Origin of the sequence: Evansella tamaricis, assembly GCF_019042215.1 — a bacterium.
Taxonomy (GTDB): domain Bacteria; phylum Bacillota; class Bacilli; order Bacillales; family Salisediminibacteriaceae; genus Evansella; species Evansella tamaricis.
The window spans coordinates 68380-92623 of record NZ_JAHQCS010000088.1 but is presented as its reverse complement, the minus strand read 5'-3'; the positions used below and the strand labels follow the sequence as shown (position 1 = coordinate 92623).

Here is a 24244-nt window from a genome sequence, read left to right as displayed (position 1 = left end):
ATCTGTGAAAAAAATAGTATCGGTTATTTTATTAGGAACACTCCTCATATCAGGCTGTAACGGAGGGGGAGAACAAGGGAATGAAAACGAAGAGGTAACAGCGGATACCAGTACAGAAGAAACAGCTAGCAATAATATAGATGAGGACGAAGCAGTGTCTCTTGCTGAGCAATTTATTGAACATTTATCGGCAGGGGAGTTTGGGGAAGGAGTTGGTCAATTTAATGAAGAGGTGGCAGCTCAATTAGGAGCAGAAGAATTAAAAGAGCTTTGGGAAACGCTCGAAAGTCAAATAGGAACATTTATTGACGCAGAGTTTCAAACGACGCAAGTAATCGAGGAATATCTTGTCGTATTGATAAGTGGTTTGTTTGAAGCAGCTGATGTCACATTCACCGTCACCATTGATGAGAACTATCAAATTGCAGGCTTTTTTATACAATAGTATGAAAACTTCTCCATTAGCCAACTAAAGTTTTAGAACTAGTTTAATTGTGGTTGTATTTGAGCAGGTATTTCCATTTAAATCAAATAGTATATTTGGAACTACAGCCTAATATTAGATAAGAAGCTAGAGGTCGCCCCCTATTTTTTTATGATTCAAAGCATCTTAAAATATAGAAGTGGGACAAAGTATACTCCGAGGCCACTGAAAAGGTTTAAAACAACTTTTTTACTGCCCTCTATACTTTCCCTGTCACACCATTAATTATTAAAGAACTTTTTCGTGTAATAAGGGTGCGATTCATTGTTAAATGCTACTCCTACACCTAAATATCGAAAATCCTTTTGCAGGATATTTTCTCTGTGTCCAATGGAATTCATCAGTCCTTCATGTGCAAAGACACTGCTAGTTTGGCCGTAGGCTAGGTTTTCTCCTGCCATATTAAATGGAATATTGTCTTCCTCCATTCGTTCAAACGGAGTTTTTCCATCTAAATTATTGTGACTGAAAAAATAATTTTCTGCCATGTCCAAGCTATGTTTTCGAGAGGTTTCTCTTACATTCTCATCCCACGTTAAAATAGGCAATTGATGATTTACTCTCGATGCGTTCGTTAAATCAAACAACTGATATTCCAATCCTTCTTGGAGATCTTGGCTCGGTTCCGTGTAATATTTCTTTTTTCCTTGTTCCAGCTTTTCATCAATCACTTTCACAGCGGTAACGTTATGATATTCGTGCTGATCGTAAAAGAACGTTACATAACTATTGTCCAGGTGGAACATATCATACTCGCTACTATCAATTTGATAATTGGTGAACCCTTTTCGTAGATAAGATTCAGGAGTACCAAGATGTTCCTGCACCAATTCCATTGGACTGCCAAGTTGTATTTCCGTTTTAGAAGCAATCAAATCTTGATTCGTATACAACCCAAGAACGATATCTCTTTCATCGTAAGCAACCATGATAAAATTATGATAGTCTTCATGATAAGCATTCCAAGTCACACCGTATTCATTTATCGTGGTCCGCTTTGGACTAGCACCCGTTTTCTCTTCCACTTCCGATCTGGTGTCACCAAGTTGAATATTATGAATGGAAAATAACCGTTCTTCCGGGATGACAAGTGGTAAAGGGGGCTTTTCTATGTTCCTATCATTTAACTCTAATTGTGATTGATTTGGCTGTATAAAAAGAGAGTATAGTTGTTTTTGTAAATGCTCTAAGGTTAGTTGGATTTCTTCGTTTTCCATGACCAAATCCACTGTAGAGTGGATCGACTCCCATATAGAAGAAGGCACTAGTTGTTGGACTGGTTCCTCCCATATTGGTTTTGAAACATAAGCCAAAAACACTAACATCAGGAATAACATTATCCGTCTCACAACTCCACCCTCCTTAATCTATTATTTTAGTTATTGCCAGACATCTGCATTTTTAACCGTCTTGCACAAGCCTAACAAAACTGTGGTATCAAACCATTCTCGCATCTAATTTACGATAGCACAAAAATAAAAAAAAGCTAAATAACAAGCCCTCTGCAAGTCATTTAGCATTTCTCTATTAGTAGTATATCACTATTTTAATAATCAATGTTTTCAAGATTACTGTAAGTCAAACGTTAGACTCATCTTCTGTTTTATCTCCCGTTGATCGTCAGTTGTAAACTGAGCGAATGGGATGAATTCATGTTCTTCCTTTGCGATCCATTTGTTATCTGGATCCTTAAAGTATATAAAGGTACCAAATTTCACTTTTTCTCGATCCATGTATTCGAGGTAAAACGTGCCGGTAACAAGTTCTAACCCTTCATTTTCACCACTGCAAATCAATTTTTGCGGGACATCTGAATAGTTTTTTAATATTTCTTCCATTCTTTGTGGCACAGTGGATTCCATACTTTGTAGGTATTCTCGATTATTTTTTGTGGCATTTAATCCCGATCCCTTCACGACTGACACGCTCCTTGTCCTAAAAAAATAGTTGCTGATCCTTTAAGCACAACTCATTAAAAATCTTTTATACTATTCATAACCTAGTTGTATTAACCCCTTTCTATTTTTTACAATCACTAGCAAGTTGGTTTAATAATAATCTCTCAATATTAACTGAAAATAAACTGTATCTTACAAATAGGTGAACTAGCATAAATTTATTAGGACCATTGGAGGAGAGAACTTGAAAGCGAACATTTTGATTGTAGAAGATAACGTAGAATTTGCGCAATTAATGAAAGAACATTTGGAGGAAAATGGATTTCAGGTAGAGTGGTGCGACAACGGAGAAGATGCTTTCGTCCTAGGATTGAAGGAGTGGGATTTAATCCTCTTAGATATCATCTTACCGAAAAGAGACGGACTTCAAGTATGCGTGGAACTGAGAAACCAAAATATAGATACCCCGATTATTTTTCTTACAGCTTTCGGTCACGAATCAGTTATAGAGACAGGGCTAAGTATAGGGGCAGACGATTTTATCGTAAAACCATTCGTCTTAGACACATTTGTAGCACGTGTGAAGGGTTATATCCACCGCCACCGTCTTCGTCAGCAACCAAAATCTCATCAACATCGGTCAACGGAGGCGATTACATTTCCTGAGGGATTAGAGATCGATCCAGCAAAAGCATCCGTAAAACGTAATAATGAAGTGATCGAGCTGAAGGCAATGGAATGGAAGCTTCTCCAGTTCCTCTCCTCCCATCCGGGCAGGATCTTTTCGAAAGAAGAATTATACAATAGAGTGTGGGGAGAAGAGGCAGTCGGTGTGGATAACACCGTTACCGTTCACATTCGGCGACTGAGAAAAAAAATCGAAGCCGACCCTAAAAGTCCCCGTTATATACTTACTCGAAGAGGGATTGGCTATTGTTTTTCTGATAAATAAACGCTACGCTGATAAGAAAACTCGTTTTCTTCACTAGGGAGAGACGGAAATGTAAGTGCACCACAAAAGTTAAAAAAAAGTCTAACTTGTTGGTCACATCAAATATCCGTCCCTCTGTCATCACACCGTAAAATAATTACTCCATGGAGATAGCCATTTACGTCTATCATTTTTTATTGGATAATTCTCGCCGATTTGGAGCTTGAGGCGGTTGTTCCAAGTAGCCGTGATCTATCATGATTTCAGCTCCATCTTCTGCAAATAACAGGATTTCTTGAATCAATCGATTGTAGTTTAAACCGATATCACGTCGTGGACTAGAACCCATACTCGTTCCATAGTGGCTGACTGATGCCCCTGTTAAAACCGTAACATGGAAATGGAACATCATTAATTTATCCGAGAATGTAGAAGTTGTTGACGTCGTAGGAAGGGTATCCCATGTCATAGGGGATGGTAAATCAGCCTCACTTAAGGTGGAACCAAACACTTCAATATATTTTCCCGAAATATCCATCCCTCTGTTAAAGTATGCTGCTATTTCCTGAGAGCTAGTTACTTGACTAAACCCGGTGATTAACGATTTCCCAACTTGATTTCGTTCAATATTAAAATAAAGATTCATAACCTCAATAGCATTTAATGGTCTTCTTTTGCCGAACCACCCGTTTAAAAAACTCTGCTTCTCAACAAAGTCAACCTGACTGGGAAGTTCAATTTGAGGTGGCCTTAAAAATAAGCCTTTGGCCAATAATACTTTTGAGGTCCTGTCAAATAACTCCATTGCTTCTTCCACACACTGTCTAAAGAAGTTTCTCAGATCTTCCCTGGCTGACGTAGCTAAACATAAGGAAAAGCTATTCGCACCAATCTTCCCCATATTATGTAAATACATAAGGTAAAAGGTATCCGAGAATAATATTGGAGCCGAAAGATTTACATCCTCCTCTAGGTTGAACCCGTATGGAATAGCACAGTTTTCACTCTTAAATAATGAGACAATAAAATCGCAATGGTTCTTAGAAAGTTGCAAGGCAAATTGTAGAACCTCCTCAATTTCACTATCTTCGATATGCTGAAGAAACTGAGATATCATACAAATGGACATGGAATCGTTCATATAAGCAGTCCATACATCCGCCAACTCAGAAGTAGATAATTTTACAGGTCTATCATTTGTTGACATGAGATCCCCCCTATATATGCCAATATTTTCTCAAATACTTATCAATTAATGTATTTAACTCATATATTCATTTTCCCAGAATATAAGAAAAGCGCAAGCGCCTATGGTCACGAGCGTAGGGCAGTGGAGGAATGACAACAGAAGTCCGATCTTTGACTTCGGTTGTCATTTCCGAAGTGCCCCGCAGCGAGTTGGCGATGGAGCTAGACAACAAGAAAAGCGTAATCGCCTAAGCTCACGAGCGTAGGGCAGTGCAGGAATGACAACAGAAGTCCGCTCTTTGACTTCAGTTGTCACTTCCGAAGTGCCCCGCAGCGAGTTGGCGATGGAGCTAGACAATGCCCGAAGGTGCAAAAACTTATACTTTCTTACCTTTCGACGAAAGGACCTACTCATGTAGATCCTCTTTTGTACTTTTACTTTATGAACTGTCAACCACCTATTGGTCTTTTGCATATGTTATTCATCTTTCATCCTTTTTTTAAAGAAGCTATACATAAACACTGCTGCTGCAATAAGCCACACGACCACACCAATTAACGATGACCAGCTACTAGTTTCATCTATTTTCATTAACAGCATAATCGGAAACAAATTTGCAATTTTCATTACTATGCTGTCAGCAGGAAGTCCAAACAGTTCAATCATTGGTGTGAAGCCAAACAAAAACATAATTGGCATAAGATAAGCAGAAGTGGCTGCCAACGATTTTGCGAATAATCCAATCCCAATTCCAATGAATAAAAAGAACACAAATACAAGTATAATCCCAATGATTGTAGGAAAATTCATAAAAGAATTCATTCCGAGAATAGCCAAAGAAATGAGTAGTGTCAGGAGAGTGATAAGACTCGTCACTAAACTTTTTCCAACAATAATATCCAGTATTGACGCTGGGGATAACAGAAGTCCCCGCAATGTTTTCTTTTCTGTTTCCTCCGCCATCATGGTGATCAAGGAGCTAGTAGTCACCGATGAAAATATAACCCCAATCACTAAATAAACCATCAGAGGAGGAATCTCTTCTTCACCAACTAACTGTCTGTATAATATCGCAAGGACAATCGGGATGACCGGCATCGTAAGCATCATCATATTTTTCATAAAATCTTTCATATCTTTTTCAAAAATCGCAAGAACTCGTTGCACATTCACTATACCAGCTCCTTTCCGGTTACTTTTAAGAAGACTTGCCCGAGCGTGGGATTGTCCGTGTGCATGGACTTCACTTGTCCCTTTGCAATTAAATCTCTGATTCGATCAGCATTTCCTGCTTCATTTTCAATGACGAATGTTTTCCCATCGAAGGTTTCCACATGAAAGGCGTGTGTGGAGTATTTATATCGGAGCACTTCCGGTTTATCCACTTCCTGTAGTTCCCCTTTGTTTAAAAATGCGACACGATGACATCATAATGTTGCTTCCTCCATGTTATGTGTGGTCAGGAAGATCGTCGTCCCTTCTTCATTCAGTTTCTGCAAGCCCTTGTGAATATGGTCTGCACTTGCAGGGTCTAATGCAGAAGTAGGTTCATCCAGAAAAATAAGGTCTGGCTTATGAATCAGTGCCTTTGCTAAAAGAATACGTTGCTTCATTCCTTTGGATAATTTGGACACAACTTTTTCCCGCGTCTCTTCTAATTGAACTTCCCGGAGCATCCCATTGATACGGTCAATAGGAGTATTGTACAGTTTACAAAACAACTTCAGGTTATCATTTACTGTCAGCCGTTCGTATAACGCACTATTATCCGATAAGATACCAATGTTTGATCGGAAATACGACGTGCGAAACTCCTTGGAAGAAAAATCCAGTACGCTTACTTCCCCTGCTGTTTTCGCAAGTTCCCCCGTTAGTATTTTGATTATCGTTGTTTTTCCTGATCCACTCGGTCCCAATAATCCGAATATTTCTCCTTGTTTAACATGGAAAGTGACATCCTTGATAACCGTTTCCAGACCAAATTTTTTTCTTAATCCCTTTACTTCGATTATGTTTTTCAATTGACATTCCTCCTTCGATTCATCCTTATCTTAAAACGAAGGTGGCTGTGAATTCCGCTAAATCAAGGTGAATTGTTCCTATAGGAGGTTAAAATGTACTGATAATCTTGGAACTGTTGGTCACAAAAACGTGAAATGTCTCTCATCATTGCTAAACGGTACTTTATTTTATCTGAAACATATCTTGAATTTCCTGTATCTTCGTCCTAGATAACGGAATGGTGGATTGAACCCGGTTATCCATTCGAAGAGAGTATGTATTTTTCGACCAAGTTATAATTTCACGGACCTTTTGCAAATTGACGATATAAGAACGATGACAACGATAAAATCCGTAAATTACGAGTTTCTTTTCCATTTCGGTGAGTGTCGCATCCATCGGGTAAGATTCGTCATTGATTACAATCATCGCTTTTCCATCCTGGCTTTCAATGTAATCGATCTCTAAGGGATCGATGAGAATCACTTTATCATCGACTTTTGCTGGAATTTTAAAAAGCTTTGCAGTGCTAGGAACAGATATTGGCTCCTCAGCATCCATTGCTCCATCCCCATTGTCCAGTTCTATTTCGTGGAGTCCTTTTTCATTCAGTTTGTACACCATATCCCCCAACAACAATGCGTGTTCCATATTTGAAACTAAGATAAGTGTCGGCACCTTATTGCTTCTTCTTTTAAGCATATTAATAAATGTATGTATCGTTTTCGTATCCACACCTTGGATTGGCTCTTGAAAAACTAATGGATTTGTACCCATCATGAAATATTTCGCATAATATACCCGTTGAATTTCGTTGTGGGCACACTTTCGCAACGGCTTTTTCACACATGCTTGTAATTCGAATAGCACTAGTATTTCTGGGACTGGGGTACTGCAGTTAAACCATTTATGAAAAAAAATGATATTGTCCTCTACTGTTAGGCGATCATATAAACCTTCCTTACGATCAAATATCTCTAAGTTGCTGTTGTTTCGAAGTGTATGTACTAATGATGCTTGTATATCAGGATCACTATATATCGCAAAGGTTTGCGATTCATGAACAGTAAGAGAAAACGGTGGCAATAACTCATTATCCATTAATTCATGTTCTAACTTAAACCCTGTCATCTTCACGTACTCCTTTTTGGTGCCTGGCACTTCCCGAAATTTACTAAAAAAGTAGGCGGGTAGGTCGGGAAGCGTCTGCGAACCATGTTTTATAAACATACATATTTTAACACACCTGACAGTAGGTAAATCGCACCAAAATTTTTTATTTTGTAATAAAAGCGGAATCGCCTATGGTCACGAGCGGAGGGCAGTGCAGGAATGACAACTAGAAGTCCGCTCTTTGACTTCAGTTGTCACTTCCGAAGTGCCCCGCAGCAAATATGAAGGGACTGTAAAAGTGGAAAAGCACCACTTTTTCTGTACCCTTGCAAGTAGGCGATGGAGCTAGACAACTTGCCTGAAGGTGCCAAAACTTATACTACCTTTTAAAAAAAGCGCCTGCCCTGGTTCGGTAAGTGTTACCGTACTGGTGGCAGGCGCTTTTAAAAGATATAAATTCACTGTAGTCCATTTTAAAGTAGTTCTAGTATCCAATAACTGACGAAAAACAAAAAGGCAGAAATAACTACCACATTTAAACTCATGCTGAAATCTCCACCCGGTTTTGGAGCCTTTCTGTCAAACGTTTCCTTTGCTGCAATACGGTTCGAATAACTGCTTGCTAAGCCACCACTGCTGGAAAAGAACACAGCCATTGCTATAAATCCGATGGATGAAAAAAACATAATATCTAAGTATCTTGTTTGAAAAAACGACGATATCCAGTAGGTAATTCCAAACTGAATACTAAGTAAAACTAAAACAATAAATACTTTTATTAACATACGAAGCAATTACCAACACCTCCAGACTCTGTCTCTAATAAAAACATTTTTTAATGAATAAAAATGTAGTGCAGATCAGTTTACTATTTATAAACATTTTCACTATTTTCGGAATGGCTTTATATACAGCACTATCCCCACTTCCAGTTTGCTCTTCAACCACTTGAATCAGAAAGGGATCATTAAAGTGGCATCCAATCACTCTCCCTTCTTCATTTCTAGCTGTTCAAGAGAAGATTCACACCATTCTATTGCTGCTTTCGTCGTTCTCTTTCCATAATCCAATGTAAATAACCAATACATCGTATCCTCTCCAGTATCCTTAAAATTCCTAATAGACTGTTCTATCGTAATAAACGTTTTGTAACGGTCTTCTAGTTTTTGCTTATAGTTTTCCAAAAGTGATACCGTACTTTTACTAGATTGATAGCGGCTGAAAAATAATTTTAATAGAATCTCATTTCGCTGCGCTGGAATCTGTTCGATTGGTTGCTCTAACCAATTTTTTAGCACCTCTATTCCCTTTGATGTGAGATGGTACTCATTTTTGTCAGGTTTTCCTTCACTTGAAGAGGATTGAACTATTGCTAATTCATCTTGAACAATTAATTTTAGTGAAGGATATATTTGTCCATAACTGATTTTCCAAAAATGATTTAAGCTTTGATCCATAAACTGTTTAATATCATAACCGGATTTACATTCCGTAGTTAAAATTCCTAAAATAGCATATGTTGTATGATTATAATTCTTCATTTCACATCACCTATCTAAAAGATATATATCATATAGATATATTAAACTAAAAAAAATGAAAACACAAGGGTAATTTTCAGTTTTTTACGTGTTAAATAACGATCCATTCAATGCTCGAATATACCTTTTTGCTGACATCTGAACCGAGTTCTGTGCATCTTCTTCTATTTTATTGTGAAAAGCATTATATAACCGATCAAACTTTAATTGTTTTACCCTATTAGCAATCTCTTGTACTTTTACTGCAGGTAATGGTATTAGATTAGGATAACTGTACATAAAACTTACCCAAGGACGATCCGCAACAACTTGGATGATATCTCCAGTTAGCAGGATCCCCTTTTGTTCATTTCCATTCTTCCATTCTAAGATAGCACCACCTTTATAGTGCCCGCCTAGTCGATGAAGACTTACGCCATTATAAAGTGCAATAGACTCTCCGGACCAATAAATAATCTTATTACTTGGTCTCATGACCCATTCTTTATCACCTTCATGAATATATATTGGAACCTTAAAGGTTTCAGCCCATTCCACCTGAGAGGAATAATAATGTGGGTGAGATAGTGCAATAGCATCTATTCCTCCTAATCGATCAATGTCTTTCATCGTTGCCTCGTCAATATAGGAGATACAATCCCATAAGATATTGAATCCATCACTTTGAATAAGAAAAGCGGTTTGACCAATTGCAAAGCTTGGCTCTGTCCTCAAACTATATAGTCCCTTTTCTTCCTTCTGGATGATATTTTTTAAACCGTTATCTCTCATTTTTTCTAACGTAGTCCAGGATTGTCCATTTGGGTTAATATACTGTCTCTCCTCTGTACAAATCATACAACTATCTGGTGGTTCAATTGACTCTCCATATTGAACGCCACACATTTCACAAATATAATTCATCTCGGTTTCCTCCATGAGAAATTAACCATTAAATTGGTTGAGAAGTCCTCTGAACGAGGTACCTGTGCCCTAGTCCCCACTAGTTTCAACAGATTGTTTCTCTTTTGGATTCCATAAAGTAATATATATGATGAGAATGATACATAGAAACAACAAGCTATGAAAAAAGATATGGAGCGTATTAGGTACAATTCCATTCATTGGAGGAAGGAAAGAGTGCGTATTTCCAAACATAAGAGTATATCGCTCCACTCTCACCTCTGCACCATAACCAAAAAAGTATGGTATCCACCAATCCATTAGAGCACCAGCAAAAATAAAAGTTGGATGGATTAGTAACCAGAGCTTAATCCAGACGGGATACCTCCTACCCATATAAAATAAAACAACACCCATCAATATCAAAATTTGAACAGCACCTATAAGAGTAATAATTACAATTTCACTTGCAGTGCGATCCTGAGCAATCGCCGCAATATCATTTAACGAACCTAACGGTATCCAATCCTGAACGATCATAAATAATAGTATAAAGCTAAACCCTCCCATTAATAGTTTTTCTGATAAACGAATTTCCCGTTTCATAATTAAACACTCCAATCATTATGATATTTTCAGTCAATCATAGCTAACAAGTAAAAATCGGTTCTTAACCCTTTTTGCTTTATCCACTAGCAGTCTTAATCACTTCTTCTTTTTTTACCTTTCTTATCAGCATAAAACCCACTATCGAAATGGAAATAATGACCACCGCAGTCAAAATAAACGACGAGGTTAAGCCAATAAAACTGATCATCACACCAACCAGTATGCTGGACCCAGACTCCCCAACAAAAGCAACGGTAGACCAGGCACTAAAGACTTTTCCAAGGTGATGCTCTGGTGTCATTTGCTGAATCATTAATACCATTGGCAGATCATTTAATGATTCTGCTATTCCAGCCAATATTGCAAAAAATAATGCAGCATAAAAAACGTCCATTAAACCGATCAGTGCCATGGACGCACCCCAAACAGCCCAACCTGTAAATATTAGTCTAGTATAGGAAGTAATACTAAATTTCCCTAATACAAGGGCACCAATAATATTTCCTACCCCTATAAAAGCCACAATTAAGCCGAATCCTTGCGCTCCCCTGTTCCAGATATTATCCGACACATCCGGGAGAGCAATTCTTTCGATTCCAGTGATAAGAAGTAGAACAAATCCAAATAATACAATCGACCAGAACAACGGTTTTATGTGATAGAGGAAAACAAACGTTTCCCTTATGTCACGAAATACGCTTGTTTCCGTTGAATTCTTCCTCTTCGTTTCCATTTTCAATGGAAAGATGATGGCAACCGATACTAGGAGTAAAAGGCAAAATAAGACGTATACACTCATAGGAGAAACGGATGCTATTAATACTCCTCCCAATGCAGGGGCAATCGCTTTTGTCAGCTGAGAAGCCACTTGAAAAACGGAGTTTCCTTTTGGCCAATACTCTTTCGGTAGAACGGACGGCACCAGTGCCCTTATAGTCGGGCTAAAAAAACAACGTAAACTGACAATACCAAATGCCGTTAAAGCTAGATACCATATAGACAAGTTATTGATCCAGGCTAGAAAGGGTACGATTAAGGAGAGGAATGAAGTCACCAGATTACTATAAATAATTATCTTTTTACGGTTCCATCTATCTGAATAAGCGCCACCCACAAGCCCAAAAACTAAATATGGCGAGGACGCCCCCAATATAATCACACCTGCCATAAACGGTGTTGCAGACATCTCATAGGCGAGCCAAATAAAACCAATTAGAAACAACATAAACCCAAATGTAGCAAGCGTATTAATACCGAGAACAAGTAAATACTTCTTCTCTTTCATTAAATCTTTATACTTCGTATTTTTATCATGTGACATTGGAATCTTCCCTTCAGTATCAATATTACATACATTGTAATAAGATACTGACCTCATCAACAGGGATAAAACAGTTTCATTTTATCGGGTCAATTTAGACTGTAAGTGAAGTTTGAAAGACAATGGAATAAGGTTTGATATTTTTCAGAACCAGGCATCACAGAGCCCCTTAATCCCCTTCTCTATCTCTTCTTCCTGCAAACCGCCAAATCCTAATAAAAACGCCGGTCTATCTACTATGTTATTTGACTGATCGAACCATGTATCTGATATGCCATACACTTTTATTCCCCTTTGCCATGCTTTCTTAGACAGTGTTGCCTCATCCTCCTTTTCATTAATGACAAGCACGGAATATAAGCCAGCGTCCTTCCCTAACACCGTTACCTTATCTCCCATATATTGAGTAATCATTTTTCTCAAAAAGGTATATTTTTTCCCATAAATTTTTCTCATTCGCAGTAAATGTCGCTCCCAGTGGCCTTCCTTCATAAATAATTCAATGGTCCGTTGGTGAATGCGAGAAGTTGTTTGTTGATATCCAATATAATCCTTCTTATAGATTCTCAATAACTCTTCTGGAAGAACCATGTAACATACACGGATGGATGGGAGTAATGATTTGAAGAAGGTTCCCATATACACCACTCGTCCTTTTCGGTCTAATCCCTGCAAGGATGGAATCGGCTGCCCACTATAACGAAATTCACTATCAATATCGTCTTCAATAATCCATGCGTTATGATCTGTTGCCCATTCCAATAATTCAATTCTTTTTCCTATCGGCATGATAGTTCCAAAAGGATATTGGTGAGAAGGACTTATGAAAACGAGGGAGGGATTTTCCTTTCTTAGCTTTGTAATATCCAGGCCATCCCCTTTAAGCGGTATGGGAGCAATTTCATAACCCATGTCTTGGAAAACTTGAGTAATAGGATGATATCCCGGTTCCTCTACGCCAACTTTTCTTTTCCATGCAGAGGTGAGAAGCGTTAACAAAAAGGTAAGATATTGTGAATTCGCTCCAATAACCAACTGATCCACCGTACATTGAACACCGCGGGATAGTTGCAAATAGGAAGCTATTTCATTTCTTAGTCCCACTTCTCCCTGCGGATCCCCGTGAGTAAATACATCCTCACCAGCTTCACTTATACTTTGATTAGTGAGTCTCTTCCACACACTTAATGGAAAGTGTTGTCTATCAATACCGTTATCATTAAAATCCACCAACCAGTCTTTTTTCGGTTCGATAAAAATGGATTTATCTTTTTTCTGAGGTGATTCTGTAAAAAAATCCGTATTCATTTCCTGAACAAAAAAGCCACTACTTGGTTTCCTCTCTAAATACCCCTCGGCTGCCAACTGATCATAAGCTGTTTCAACTGTCATCTTATTTACTTCTAATTGCATTGCTAATGACCGGATAGAAGGAAGTCGCGCCGTAGTTGGGAGTTCCCCCTGTTGGATCTTTTTTTTAATCGTTTCATAGATTTGAATATACAGAGGAGTTGCTGCAGCTTTATCCAATGGAATTAATAACTCAAACACAGTCACAATCCTGCCACCACCTTGTTTTTCTAAATAATGCAAGGGAATAATATAAAAAGATGAATTAAAGTGGACTAATTAGGTAGATATACTATTGCACAGAATCTAGCCAAACTCATTTGCCTTTTTTGGATTTCAGTACAATAGTACGTTGCTGATGGTGTTCCGACTTCAAGCGAACTAAATACTAGCTTTAACAGTTTAACATTAATTTCCTTTTTTGTGGTGCAAAATGGTATTATTCATTATTAAATGCCGTTTTCATAGAAAACGCTTAAAGTCTCTGCCGAAATAGGACTGATTCGATAAAGGTTTATCATACTGGGGCGAATCGATTCATCCATAGTTATACAGAAAAGGTGGTACTGTTTGTCTTTTACATCGACTACACTAAATAATCGTTTTCCATTTTAATACAAATATGATTATGATACGATGGAGGTGTGCGCCATTCCAAAACAAATATTCAGGGGGAATTGGATGATAAATAATTTGTTTTTAATACCTGGTATAGTGGCTATAATTTTCTTTCTTCTATCCGTTCTGTTGTTTATTTTTATAGATTCACCTCAACCTTACTTTGCTGGATTGTTTGTGGCATTTGTCGTTTTTGAGACGGTCTTTTTCTATCGATTCACTGGAAAAAATAAAAGTCAAAATAGAAATCTACTTTAAATTTTTAGCTCTTTTCGTAAACTTTGTTGTTTTTTAAGAAAAGCTTGGAGAAGTGAAAGGCGGCATGACTGTCTCTTCCTCTGCGAGCATTTCGCTGGAGCATATCCGTCGAGACAAATCGACGTATTTGCAGAGAAGTTACGCTCTTTCCAGCGGGAACAGCGCGAGGTGAAGACCCCGCAGACACTGTTTTCGTCAGGAGGCTGAGGCCGTGCCCGGCGGCAAAGAAGACACTGCGAAGAATGAGCAGATGTCGCACTTGTGCCAATGGTGAAAGCGTCCGCCTGTAGTGTATCCAAGCAAAAATTTTGCTTTGAAATCAACAATCAATGCGAAAAGAGCCAAATTATTTTAGATGTTTTTTCTAAAGAGAAAGGAAAGTTAGAACTCATGATTCTAGTATTAACGGTATTTGTTATTTCCTTTTGTTTAATGTTTTTATGGATATACAAAGGGGAGAAAAAAGATCTTGCAGAAAAGAAAGCCAACATCTTCCACGTTTCTGTAACTGCTCTTCTACTGGCTGTAATCCCCACAGCATTTGTTGGACTTTCCTTATTGGTTTTGCTTGGCACCACCAATACCGTTAATCTTATTTTTACTCTTCACTTAAGCAAGAACCAGCTATTAATCTTGTCCATTTGTTTCTTTGTGTATTTATTTGTACTTGATAACATCCTAGAACGATTAGCAAACCATATCTTCGGCGAAGGTGCATTTCTATATACTATTTTAACCCTTATTAGGATAGGTGTTTTTAATTTAATTGGAAAATTAATTGGCTTGGACCAAACAGTCAGTATCACCATTGCAGCGGGAGTCTCTACTATTATCCTTATACTTGAGATTTTCTACCGTTACCGCATGAATAAGTCCGATACAACAGCCGAAAAGTCGCCCTCGGGGTGACTGTCACCTCCTGCAAAGTGTCGAATGTGACAATAACCGATTATGATATAAATAACGTAGCTACTCGTACAATGTTAATGAACCAGGGCAATCACCTTTTCACTAAATGTGATTAACTCCTTTACAGGAAGTATAAGGTCAGAGTACGAAATGATAGTCACACCAATGCTATATGTTTGCTATTCATTTCTTTTTATTTGAAATATAATACAAGAAGAAGGAGGTGATAATGATGGAAGAGATTCTAAAAGAAATACTTAATCGGCTTGACAACCTATCAGAAGGACAAGCCGGTATGAGGAGTGATATTTCTAACATTAAATCAGAACAAACTGAATTGCGAAGTGACCTCTCTGGTTTTCGAACTGAACAGGCTGATATGAGGAGTGATATTTCTAGCATTATATCTGAACAGACTGAATTGCGAAGTGACCTCTCTGGTTTTCGAACTGAACAGGCCGATATGAGGACTGATATTTCTAACATTAAATCAGAACAAACTGAATTGCGAAGTGACCTCTCTGGGCTTCGAACTGAACAGGCTGATATGAGAAAAGAAGTTGCTTTTTATTATGGCAGTATGATGCAAAAGCTGGATGAAACTAAGAAAGAACTTGGCAGTGAGATCAGGCATCTTGCTAATGTACAACAACAACATCAAAGGACATTGGAACTAATCAATGCACAGAAATAAACCCCATTAAGACTACACCCGATTTCACCTCAAAAATACTCAACTATATTTTAATACACTACCTATTTAGAGGTTTCCTTATCCTGATGCAGAGGGGAATTATATTTTACTAATTAAAAAGAGCTCTGACCCCGTGACTAGATCTCATCGTTTCAGACTATGCCACCACTGGGGTCAGAACTTATCTATTCATATTAGATTAGATCTTTCTATTTCGTCTCGTCACCTTTTGCCTCGTTTACTTTTCTCTGAAATGCAGTAAACGCCCGTTTAAGAACATAATATAAAACAATGTAGATAACGGCAAAAATTAATCCTTGTACCAGTAACCACTGGCCTTGAATCATATATAGTAAGATCACAAATACAATAAACATGATAACAAACCTGAATGCCATCTTCATCATTTCTTGTTGCATAACTTTTTCCTCCATATTCTTATGATAGGTTTATGTATCTCGTCCACAATCCACCTGTTTCACCAACTGACCGTCTATTTCTTCTTTTGACGATATAAATCAACAGATTTGTAGCCCTGGGACAAAATATCAACCATCAGCTCCAGGCGTTTTTCCCTAGTTTTCTGCTGTTTCGCAGAAAAGATATGCCTCGCCCAATCCCTTTGGTATCCTGGTGTCAGTTCCTGATAGAACTTGAGTTGTTCCGGATAATCCCCCAACAGCTCTTCCATGTCTTTCACGTGGTCCTCGTAATCAGCGACACACTGACTTGAGGCAGATGACTTTTGGCCTTTCTTCTTTTCCCGCTTTAATCCAACGACAGTGAAGACATCATCCATGCTCACCATTCGCGAGAATTTCACATCACTCTGATCCACATAACCATCTTCACCCACATTCAATGCGGGAAAAATATCATCTCTATGAATGAAAGTGTCATAACGTTTGTTCCCTTTTTTCGGATATGCAAAAAATAAATATCCTTTTTCCAGTAGTAATTGTTCCTCAATAACACGTTGCGTATGTTTTACCATATCATCTAACGTTTCAATAAAAATAAAGATCGCATCATGCTCTCCTCTTAATTCCGTCTGATAACCATGAAACACATCATAGTCATCTGGTTGTTGAAGAACAACAAGATTGTTATACTTTTGCAAGTTTAGTTTACCAATGATACTCATACAATGCTCCTTTTACTATGCCTTTGGAAAAGAAATCCGTCCCTTCTTTCCTAGAATACAAAAAACAGGGCCATATTGTCCATATACTTTGTAACACTTCCTACCCGCCTCTTCTAATATGATACATCCAAGTGAACCCTAGTAACAGGAGTAAGCTTGATGCAAAAGAGTATACGATTGATAAAGTATAAAACTCCAGTAAATAAAAGGCGACTAACGGTCCCAGTGCCGCTCCAAGATCGACGGCAATCGTATGGGCCGTAATCAACTTCACTCGATTCGAACGTGTTGCAACCCCAGTGGCTAGTGTATCCGCTGTTGTAACGAAAAAAGTGGAGATAAATTGAAATAGTAGTAGAAAAATCAACAATAGGACGATGGTTTGGACATGGCCGAGTAAAAACAATAAAATGCTTCCTGAGAAAAGTGGGATAAGTAATAACCTTATTTTTGACTTCGAACGATCTAAGCACTTCCCAATCCACGGTGCAACAAAAGGATCCCAGCTCCAACGAACGGCTTGGATAACTCCTGCTAGTGTTGCTGCTCCAATTACTAATTGAGCAACTGTCCATTCCGTCTGATAACTTCTTTCGATAAGTGGACTTAATGTTGACGCAAACAATCCAAATACGATGAATCCCATAGAGAGACTCGTTGTCAGCACAAGCGCCACATGTGATGTAAACCAACTCTTGTTTCCGTCGTTCTGTTGTTCCCCGATCTTATGAGCAGCTTTTACAGGAACTAAGAACCATACCGCTGGAATAGCTAGTAACGCTAACATAGCAAACAAACTTGTCACGAACGACACGGAAGTAAGATCAACTAGTATTCCCCCTGCTAACATTCCTACTAATCCACCGATCCCCCATAGTCCATTATAAAGACCCACGAACCTTCCCCTGTTGCTATCATCTGCCGCTTCAATAACCGTTAAATAACCGCCAAGTCGAAGTAATGACCAAGCTACGCCCCATAATGCCCGCATAAGAAACAAAATCCAAAAACTGTGAAAAATTCCATATGAAAAGGTTGTTAACATAGCTAATCCTACTGCGATGAATACACCTGTCCGCAACTGAAAATGTTTATAAAATAGACCCACAAGTGGGTTTAAAGGAAGACGAACAAATCGATTCACAGAAAGAAGAACACCGATCTGCCATAAGGCTGTCAGGCCAAATTCATGCCAGAATAAAGGAAGAACAATAAACAGCATCGCATCTCCCATGACGGATACGGCTGTGAGTAAAGCAATACCTATAACACGCTTTTTCGGTGAAATTCTCATTGATTATCCAACCAATCTTTCATTACTAGATTCGCTTGAAAAAGGGCTTGTCTATGATGGTCAAACATGGTGTATTCCTTACTTGGTTGCTCTGAAAGTACGAGATTATTACTTAGTAAGAAAATACCTCCATACCCCTCCCCTTCTATCCTATCTGTAGAAATCCACCCATGCATGCTCCCCTCACAAACAACATCAGTTCCATCAGGGAATGATACAACAATCGAACTGTGAAAAACAGCTTTCCGTTTGCTAACGGGAACTCCATGTAATAACTCCACTATTTTTTTCGCTCGATCATCATCTGTTCCTTCCAAAAAGCGAGCGGTCTTGACACCAGGAAATCCACCTAACATCTCCACAGAAAGTCCAGAATCTTCCCCAAAAATGATGGATTCTGAGTCAACTCGGCGAACACACTCCACCTTTAAACGAGCATTTCCACGAAAGGTGGATTCTGTTTCCTCTATATCTTCTATTTGTTTAGACATGGATTTGATGGGTAAACCCGTTTGCAGCAACCCTTGTGTTATCCATTCTAATTTCAATTTGTTCCATGTTGCTATGACTACTTCCATCTGAACATCCCTCCTACTTCTATTGTAGTTTTCTAAAGGAGGAAAAAAAGGGTACAATTAACGAAACAACTTTTCCCCTTTTAAGGCAGGTGTTCCAAATGAAAGTGATTGATCATTATCATGTATTAACTAAATCTCTAAAAGAAATCAATCGTCCAATACAAGTTACCATCGAACAGCTTTCAACGATCCTCCACTGTTCGGTGCGAAATACAAAAATCGTTTTAACTAAACTGCAATTACTAGGCTGGATTACTTGGATCCCCGGTAGAGGAAGGGGAAACTATTCAACCATTTCCTTAGAGGTTGGATTTGACTCCCTTGTTCTGGAGGAGGCAAAAAAGTTTTCTTCCATCGATGATTCCATTGCATTCATTCAACAATACGAACTTTCAGATGATGTACAACGAGACTATATCTATTCCCTATTTTTTAATTTGCGGCAAGGGGAGGAATCAAAGAGCCATGTAACTGAAGATCGACTTCTTTTTCCATCGTACCGGCCATTAGTTGTTCTTGATCCTTACTACGTGAATCGGCGTTCGGAAAACCATGTGATGCGGCATCTTTACAGCCAGTTAGTGACCTATGACAAGAACTTGAAATCTCACGCACCTCATTTAGCCCATCATTGGAACCACCGTGACTATACAGAGTGGACGTTTTATTTACGTAAGGGGGTCACTTTTCATAACGGAAAAGAACTGACAGCATCTGATGTATGTTACAGCTTTCAAAGACATGGACAATCTGGATCCGCCTATCACTGGATCACTCATTGGATCAAAAACATCACTTTATTGAACCGATATACAATGAGATTCACGTTAAAAAAACCAGTACCTTCCTTTCTCCATCTCATTGCATCATTAGGTGGAAGCATTGTCCCAGAGGGGTTTATGAATCAATCCGTTGGAACTGGCCCTTTTCAAGTACAAGAACAGTCCAATCACAAGCTGACACTAGTGAGTTTTCCAGCGTATTTTCATCTTCGTCCCCTGCTTGACGAGGTGACGATGTATTTTTTCCCGAATCTTTATGATAATCAACAGGACAATCATTTTTCCGAATCAGTAAATTTCTTTCATTATCCCTATTCCGGACAGAAAACGACTGAACTTAGCAAAGACACTATGATTGACAAGGGAAGTAAGCTATTAACACTTAACATGAATAAGAAACTAACGAACGACCCTTATTTACGGAAAGTGATCTATCTTGCACTAGATTCAGAAAAAATGATCCATGACTTAGGAGGAAATCGGTTTATCACCGCTTCAAGAATGGATTCCCAGTTGGAGACGGGTGATAATAAGAGGCACAAAACAGAAAAGGACATGCATTCGCACTATTTGAAAGATGGTCGATACAACGGGGAAACACTCGCTCTCTATACTTACGCTGGGGCTGGAAACGAAGCGGATGGAGAATGGATACAAACAAGACTTGGGGAATTGGGAATTCGTTGTAATCTACACGTTTATTCATACAATGAATTACATCAGTTACCCCTTCGTGAACAATCAGATTTACTTCTCGGCGAACAGCTTGCGGATGAAAGCCTGCTCTACACCTACCTATCCTCTTTGAGGGGTAATCACAGTCTAGCTTCCCATCACTTGACAGATCAGGTGAGGGAACAGATAGAAGACACATTTCTTGAAAAAAGAAGGGAACGTGATTGTATCGAGGCATTGCAGCAAATAGAGGCCGAGTTAAGTCAGTCACATCATCTTATCTACTTATACCGGTTGCAGCAGTTTGCCATTCATGAAGAACACTTGGAAAACATCCACCTGAATGCATTAGGATGGGTAGACTATACAAAACTCTGGTATAAAAGACATTAGGATGAGGTTAGTGATGGGACCCCAAAAAGTTAGTATTCTTCACTCTAACTTTTTGGGTGCACTCCAGACCCGTCCAAAATAGCCCACTTACTTCGGTAGCTCCAACTTCTTTTCCTGCCTTAGTAAAAGAATTCCAATAATCATTAGAAGTGGGAAAATCATGGAGACAAACATTCCTGTTTTTAGCCCAGTTTGTTCCACTGTTAAGCCAAAGCTACTGCCAATATGAAGAAGTTGACTTGATTTTTGCGCCAAATCAGAAACTACCCCTGCCATCCATGGTCCAACAGCTGCCCCCACATCTCCGAAGATAGCAAGTGCACCGAACATAGCCGTTCCTCCCTTTGGAAAGGAGGCAGCGGTTAAACTGAACGTACCTGGCCACATGAGGCTGATGGATAAACCGCAAAGTGCCACCGCCATAAGGGCAACGATGGGTATTTGAACTAACGAAGCCGTGGCGTAACAAAGCACACATAAGACTCCACTGGCTAACAGAGTTTTACTTAAATCCATTTTATGTCCCCAGAACCCATAAACGGTTCGGCCAATTCCCATGAACACGGCGAACAGGCATGGACCTAGTAGATCTCCCATAATCTTTGGAACTTCCAATCCTTTTTCCGCAAAAAAAGAAGACCACTGCGCCATCGTCAATTCAGATGATCCGGCAGCCATCATCAAGAGCAGAGCAATGAGAAAAAGCCTTGATGAGAACAGCTGCTTTAACGACATTTTTTCTCCTTCCGGCAAGGTCGGTATAAGTGGGACCTTCATGAACCGGAAGAAGTTGTAGATTGGGATGGTTGCCCATAGAATCGGTAAGAGATACCATAGGTCTGTCCCAAACAAAGCAATAATTGTTGTGGTAATGATGACAACAGCCACTTGTCCCCAACAATAGAAGGAATGGAGTAAACTCATGGCGGAGGCTTTCGCATCACCTGGCAGCGAGTCCACAATGGGACTGATCAACACCTCGATAATCCCCCCTCCCATTGCATAGATCATAACGGCAACGACAAGCCCCATGTATGGGTCTGGAAAAATAAGGGGGAAGACTCCGAGACCAATAAGTCCAACTGCGCTGAATACATGGGCCAGGACGGCAGACGTTCGATAGCCAATCCTGTCTGCATATTTAATCGTCAAAAGATCTGCAGCAATTTGAATACCAAAATTAATTAAGATAAGGCGCCCAATCATCTCAAAGGATATTTGAAAAGCATCATGAAAGATGATAAATAAAAGTGGGCCAAGATTATTAATAATCGCCTGTGTAATAAAACCAATATAGCAAGCATGCAAAGTATGTTTATATGTATACCTCAATCTTTTTTCCCTCCTCATGTGGGACAAGGTACATTGTTCTCGGTCGATTTTCTAAGTAACGGGAATAGTAGAATCTACCATATGTCTCCATGATATACTAGACAGTGAAAGTCCTCTATTTACGCTAATCGTTTGTCAATTAATTATAATCTATACTGGTAAAATAAAAAGAGGAGAGTTGAGTCGAATGGATAAAAAACAGATCGAAGATACTATCATAGAATTAAAGGATGAATATATCCAGCTACAAAATAACTTGGAAAAACTAGAATCTATCAATGGGAACCTTGCTCCGTTGGAAAAACGCCTGTCCGAAATCGAGGATGAATTGAAAATCCTTAACGTAAAACTAAAGGAAGTCTGAGGGGAATTTCGATGAATGAAGAGCGATTGGAAGAGATAATGAAAGAGATTGGTGAAATATTATTACAAAAGGTAAAGGTAACGTAACGGTGGTGACAAGGTGAATAAACAAATAGAAGAGATTGTTGGCAAAACACAAAAAGTTAATAGACTGGATGAACAAGGCTGTACTTCTGAAGTAAGCCAAATCATTACCGATAAAGGTTGCTATTTACTAAAAAGTTCGTTTGAGGGGAAATATCGAGAATGGTTAATGAATGAGGGTCAAGTGTTAGAAAAGCTAAACCATAACAATCAGATTCCAGTACCTAAATATTATGGTTTTATTGAAGAAAGAGATAGTAGTCATTTAATCATGTCATTTGAGGATGGAATTACATTAACTTCTGCCTTAAATAACACGATGGATATAACAGAAAAGAACTCCTTAATCAGAAGTTTTGGACATTTACTTAATTGTCTTCATGAAACACAAACAATCGAATCACTAAATCATAAAAATGATTGGTTAACTGAGCAGTTGAGAAAGGCTGAGTTTTATGTGAAAAGTGATCAAACAGAAGGTAGCTGGAAACAATTACAGAAATTAATGTTGAATAAACCTTTACCAGTACAGCAAGTAATGATTCATGGAGATTGTACAACTGACAATGTACTTGTAGTGAATGGAGAAGTTAGATTATTTATCGATGTGGCTGGAATGACGATTGGAGACCCTCGGTATGATGAATCCTTAGCAATAAGAAGCTTCATGGGGAATGAAGTCTACATAAATGCTTTTTACGAGGGATATAAACGTTATAAGGTTTCAAAAGAAGAGTTTCAATATTTTGATAAGGGGTTATATGAGTTTTTCTAATCTAATCGTTATTAAAATTAGAGGGTAGTATAATTTTGAAAATACTAGTATATCAGTCTATTAATTGTAAGCGAGGGACTGTAAAAGTGGAAAAGCACCACTTTTTCAGTGCCCTCCACCAAATCAAGTGTTCTTTATTTTACTATCTTCTCTATTTCCTCATTAATGACCTTTACGAAAGATACATGAAACACTTATCAGTTAATGGCATCCAATCGGATTGCCGTTGCTTCAGCGGGATAAGTGTCAAAACTCTGGCTCTCAAAATAAGCCCGCACCCTCTCCCCAGCTCTCAACCCTCTCTCGTAGATACCATTGAGTACCGTTTCTTCAGTGAGAGCGACATGGACAAGGTAGTCGCCCACATCCACTTTCATGACCATAGATGTGTCCGAAAACTCCACTACTTCCCCTTCTTCAATAATCTGATCAACCACTAACTGAAATTTCTCCCCCACATTAGGCAGTTCGCAGCCGGTTAAAGCATAGGCTTCTTTGTCCACCGTTACCTTTGTGATACCGGAGCAGATGGTAGTTTGGATGGCGTCTGGGCCATTGGTGCCGCTTGAATAGCCATCCTGTGTAGCATCAAATGTATACTCGATTTTTTCATTAAGTACGAGATTGTGATAAATTGGCGCCCCCTCCATCGTATAAAAAATCACACGAATCACATCGGACTCCCCGTTTTCCACACTCTCAAGAAAGTCATAGAACCTTTTTAAATTCCCCTGCCAAGATCCCCCGATAACATCACCGTTCTTAACAGCCACATCGGATGAATAAGGCTTCTCGAACATACGGTGGATCGGATTGCCGACAATATTTGTTTCGAACGTCTCTCCCTTGGCCTCGTTGCAGGCAGCAAGCACCATCAGGATTACTACTAGGGCGGAAAAATAAAGTAATTTCTTCATCAATTCGTCTTCCTTTCTGGAAAAATAGTAATCTATTTCAATGAGCATTGCTTTCTACTCCGAATGCATAGGAACAATAATATATTTCCTACAATTTATTAGTAACGGC

General features: G+C 38.8%; 27 protein-coding genes. 8 read left to right on the top strand and 19 right to left on the bottom strand.

Annotated elements, in window-relative coordinates; translation table 11 throughout:
* Window positions 1-4 precede the first annotated feature (4 nt).
* Window positions 5-445 (top strand): DUF3887 domain-containing protein, encoded by a 441-nt coding sequence (locus KS419_RS25490; RefSeq protein WP_217066067.1) that lies wholly within the window; start codon window positions 5-7, stop codon window positions 443-445.
* 260 nt (window positions 446-705) lie between these two features.
* Here the strand turns inward: KS419_RS25490 and KS419_RS09335 are convergent, their stop codons facing one another.
* Both KS419_RS09335 and KS419_RS09330 read right to left on the bottom strand, forming a co-directional pair.
* On the bottom strand, window positions 706-1833 hold the full coding sequence (locus KS419_RS09335) for a CAP domain-containing protein (RefSeq protein WP_343215050.1): 1128 nt from the start codon (window positions 1831-1833) through the stop codon (window positions 706-708).
* Between the two features lie 219 nt (window positions 1834-2052).
* Window positions 2053-2400: a hypothetical protein gene (locus KS419_RS09330; protein ID WP_217066065.1), complete on the bottom strand. Its 348-nt coding sequence runs from the start codon at window positions 2398-2400 to the stop codon at window positions 2053-2055.
* A gap of 226 nt (window positions 2401-2626) precedes the next feature.
* Here KS419_RS09330 and KS419_RS09325 point away from each other — a divergent pair, with 226 nt between their 5' ends.
* Window positions 2627-3334: a response regulator transcription factor gene (locus KS419_RS09325; RefSeq protein WP_217066064.1), complete on the top strand. Its 708-nt coding sequence runs from the start codon at window positions 2627-2629 to the stop codon at window positions 3332-3334.
* A 166-nt stretch (window positions 3335-3500) separates the two neighbouring features.
* Here KS419_RS09325 and KS419_RS09320 read toward each other — a convergent pair whose 3' ends face one another.
* From KS419_RS09320 to pdxR, 11 genes are all read right to left on the bottom strand, one after another.
* Window positions 3501-4520, bottom strand: coding sequence for a DUF3231 family protein (locus KS419_RS09320; RefSeq protein ID WP_217066062.1), 1020 nt, complete (start codon window positions 4518-4520; stop codon window positions 3501-3503).
* Window positions 4521-4979: 459 nt separating this feature from the next.
* On the bottom strand, window positions 4980-5675 hold the full coding sequence (locus tag KS419_RS09315) for an ABC transporter permease (RefSeq protein WP_217066060.1): 696 nt from the start codon (window positions 5673-5675) through the stop codon (window positions 4980-4982).
* Window positions 5675-5887 carry a hypothetical protein gene (locus KS419_RS25485; RefSeq protein WP_343215049.1) on the bottom strand — a complete coding sequence of 71 codons (213 nt, stop codon included), beginning with the start codon at window positions 5885-5887 and terminating at the stop codon, window positions 5675-5677. Before KS419_RS25485 ends, KS419_RS09315 begins: the two co-directional genes overlap by 1 nt.
* Window positions 5888-5929: 42 nt before the next feature.
* Window positions 5930-6523, bottom strand: a complete 594-nt coding sequence (locus tag KS419_RS09310; protein ID WP_343215048.1) for an ABC transporter ATP-binding protein — start codon at window positions 6521-6523, stop codon at window positions 5930-5932.
* 163 nt (window positions 6524-6686) lie between these two features.
* Window positions 6687-7634 (bottom strand): response regulator transcription factor, encoded by a 948-nt coding sequence (locus KS419_RS09305; protein WP_217066058.1) that lies wholly within the window; start codon window positions 7632-7634, stop codon window positions 6687-6689.
* Between the two features lie 455 nt (window positions 7635-8089).
* On the bottom strand, window positions 8090-8410 hold the full coding sequence (locus tag KS419_RS09300; RefSeq protein WP_217066056.1) for a hypothetical protein: 321 nt from the start codon (window positions 8408-8410) through the stop codon (window positions 8090-8092).
* A 189-nt stretch (window positions 8411-8599) separates the two neighbouring features.
* Window positions 8600-9157, bottom strand: coding sequence for a PadR family transcriptional regulator (locus KS419_RS09295; protein ID WP_217066055.1), 558 nt, complete (start codon window positions 9155-9157; stop codon window positions 8600-8602).
* A gap of 84 nt (window positions 9158-9241) precedes the next feature.
* Window positions 9242-10060: an MBL fold metallo-hydrolase gene (locus tag KS419_RS09290; protein WP_217066054.1), complete on the bottom strand. Its 819-nt coding sequence runs from the start codon at window positions 10058-10060 to the stop codon at window positions 9242-9244.
* A gap of 69 nt (window positions 10061-10129) precedes the next feature.
* Window positions 10130-10645, bottom strand: coding sequence for a hypothetical protein (locus KS419_RS09285; RefSeq protein ID WP_217066053.1), 516 nt, complete (start codon window positions 10643-10645; stop codon window positions 10130-10132).
* Between the two features lie 79 nt (window positions 10646-10724).
* Window positions 10725-11969: an MFS transporter gene (locus KS419_RS09280; RefSeq protein ID WP_217066052.1), complete on the bottom strand. Its 1245-nt coding sequence runs from the start codon at window positions 11967-11969 to the stop codon at window positions 10725-10727.
* Between the two features lie 144 nt (window positions 11970-12113).
* On the bottom strand, window positions 12114-13526 hold the full coding sequence (pdxR, locus tag KS419_RS09275) for a MocR-like pyridoxine biosynthesis transcription factor PdxR (protein ID WP_217066051.1): 1413 nt from the start codon (window positions 13524-13526) through the stop codon (window positions 12114-12116).
* Window positions 13527-14000: 474 nt separating this feature from the next.
* Between pdxR and KS419_RS09270 the strand changes: the two genes are divergently transcribed.
* The 3 genes from KS419_RS09270 (at window position 14001) to KS419_RS09260 (ending at window position 15798) form a co-directional block, all read left to right on the top strand.
* A complete protein-coding gene (locus tag KS419_RS09270) occupies window positions 14001-14195 on the top strand; it encodes a hypothetical protein (RefSeq protein WP_217066050.1) in 195 nt (64 codons plus the stop codon).
* 261 nt (window positions 14196-14456) lie between these two features.
* Window positions 14457-15104 (top strand): hypothetical protein, encoded by a 648-nt coding sequence (locus KS419_RS09265; protein WP_217066049.1) that lies wholly within the window; start codon window positions 14457-14459, stop codon window positions 15102-15104.
* 232 nt (window positions 15105-15336) lie between these two features.
* Complete coding sequence (locus KS419_RS09260; RefSeq protein ID WP_217066047.1) at window positions 15337-15798, top strand: hypothetical protein; 462 nt, start codon at window positions 15337-15339, stop codon at window positions 15796-15798.
* 209 nt (window positions 15799-16007) lie between these two features.
* Here the strand turns inward: KS419_RS09260 and KS419_RS09255 are convergent, their stop codons facing one another.
* The 4 genes from KS419_RS09255 to KS419_RS09240 form a co-directional block, all read right to left on the bottom strand.
* Complete coding sequence (locus KS419_RS09255; RefSeq protein ID WP_217066046.1) at window positions 16008-16217, bottom strand: hypothetical protein; 210 nt, start codon at window positions 16215-16217, stop codon at window positions 16008-16010.
* Between the two features lie 74 nt (window positions 16218-16291).
* Window positions 16292-16942 carry a YdeI/OmpD-associated family protein gene (locus KS419_RS09250; protein ID WP_217066044.1) on the bottom strand — a complete coding sequence of 217 codons (651 nt, stop codon included), beginning with the start codon at window positions 16940-16942 and terminating at the stop codon, window positions 16292-16294.
* Window positions 16943-17042: 100 nt separating this feature from the next.
* On the bottom strand, window positions 17043-18236 hold the full coding sequence (locus KS419_RS09245; RefSeq protein ID WP_217066043.1) for an MFS transporter: 1194 nt from the start codon (window positions 18234-18236) through the stop codon (window positions 17043-17045).
* Entirely contained in the window at window positions 18233-18814 is a 582-nt protein-coding gene (locus KS419_RS09240) for a non-canonical purine NTP pyrophosphatase (RefSeq protein ID WP_217066041.1), read from the bottom strand. Before KS419_RS09240 ends, KS419_RS09245 begins: the two co-directional genes overlap by 4 nt.
* Before the next feature lie 98 nt (window positions 18815-18912).
* Here KS419_RS09240 and KS419_RS09235 point away from each other — a divergent pair, with 98 nt between their 5' ends.
* Window positions 18913-20664 carry an ABC transporter substrate-binding protein gene (locus KS419_RS09235; RefSeq protein WP_217066040.1) on the top strand — a complete coding sequence of 584 codons (1752 nt, stop codon included), beginning with the start codon at window positions 18913-18915 and terminating at the stop codon, window positions 20662-20664.
* A gap of 87 nt (window positions 20665-20751) precedes the next feature.
* On the opposite strand, the gene KS419_RS09230 is transcribed toward KS419_RS09235, so the two are convergent.
* Window positions 20752-21996 carry an MFS transporter gene (locus KS419_RS09230; RefSeq protein WP_217066039.1) on the bottom strand — a complete coding sequence of 415 codons (1245 nt, stop codon included), beginning with the start codon at window positions 21994-21996 and terminating at the stop codon, window positions 20752-20754.
* A gap of 187 nt (window positions 21997-22183) precedes the next feature.
* Between KS419_RS09230 and KS419_RS09225 the strand changes: the two genes are divergently transcribed.
* Both KS419_RS09225 and KS419_RS09220 read left to right on the top strand, forming a co-directional pair.
* On the top strand, window positions 22184-22360 hold the full coding sequence (locus KS419_RS09225; protein ID WP_217066038.1) for an SE1832 family protein: 177 nt from the start codon (window positions 22184-22186) through the stop codon (window positions 22358-22360).
* 99 nt (window positions 22361-22459) lie between these two features.
* On the top strand, window positions 22460-23218 hold the full coding sequence (locus KS419_RS09220) for an aminoglycoside phosphotransferase family protein (RefSeq protein WP_217066036.1): 759 nt from the start codon (window positions 22460-22462) through the stop codon (window positions 23216-23218).
* A gap of 197 nt (window positions 23219-23415) precedes the next feature.
* On the opposite strand, the gene KS419_RS09215 is transcribed toward KS419_RS09220, so the two are convergent.
* Window positions 23416-24183: a DUF4362 domain-containing protein gene (locus KS419_RS09215; RefSeq protein WP_217066034.1), complete on the bottom strand. Its 768-nt coding sequence runs from the start codon at window positions 24181-24183 to the stop codon at window positions 23416-23418.
* Window positions 24184-24244: the final 61 nt, after the last annotated feature.

Coding starts and splice junctions, on each gene's coding strand:
- KS419_RS09320 (WP_217066062.1), bottom strand. CDS start 4,520: ATGTCAACAAATGATAGACCTGTAAAATTATCTACTTCTGAGTTGGCG.
- KS419_RS09305 (WP_217066058.1), bottom strand. CDS start 7,634: ATGACAGGGTTTAAGTTAGAACATGAATTAATGGATAATGAGTTATTG.
- KS419_RS09295 (WP_217066055.1), bottom strand. CDS start 9,157: ATGAAGAATTATAATCATACAACATATGCTATTTTAGGAATTTTAACT.
- KS419_RS09290 (WP_217066054.1), bottom strand. CDS start 10,060: ATGAATTATATTTGTGAAATGTGTGGCGTTCAATATGGAGAGTCAATT.
- KS419_RS09285 (WP_217066053.1), bottom strand. CDS start 10,645: ATGAAACGGGAAATTCGTTTATCAGAAAAACTATTAATGGGAGGGTTT.
- KS419_RS09280 (WP_217066052.1), bottom strand. CDS start 11,969: ATGTCACATGATAAAAATACGAAGTATAAAGATTTAATGAAAGAGAAG.
- KS419_RS09270 (WP_217066050.1), top strand. CDS start 14,001: ATGATAAATAATTTGTTTTTAATACCTGGTATAGTGGCTATAATTTTC.
- KS419_RS09260 (WP_217066047.1), top strand. CDS start 15,337: ATGGAAGAGATTCTAAAAGAAATACTTAATCGGCTTGACAACCTATCA.
- KS419_RS09255 (WP_217066046.1), bottom strand. CDS start 16,217: ATGCAACAAGAAATGATGAAGATGGCATTCAGGTTTGTTATCATGTTT.
- KS419_RS09250 (WP_217066044.1), bottom strand. CDS start 16,942: ATGAGTATCATTGGTAAACTAAACTTGCAAAAGTATAACAATCTTGTT.
- KS419_RS09245 (WP_217066043.1), bottom strand. CDS start 18,236: ATGAGAATTTCACCGAAAAAGCGTGTTATAGGTATTGCTTTACTCACA.
- KS419_RS09240 (WP_217066041.1), bottom strand. CDS start 18,814: ATGGAAGTAGTCATAGCAACATGGAACAAATTGAAATTAGAATGGATA.
- KS419_RS09235 (WP_217066040.1), top strand. CDS start 18,913: ATGAAAGTGATTGATCATTATCATGTATTAACTAAATCTCTAAAAGAA.
- KS419_RS09225 (WP_217066038.1), top strand. CDS start 22,184: ATGGATAAAAAACAGATCGAAGATACTATCATAGAATTAAAGGATGAA.
- KS419_RS09215 (WP_217066034.1), bottom strand. CDS start 24,183: ATGCTCATTGAAATAGATTACTATTTTTCCAGAAAGGAAGACGAATTG.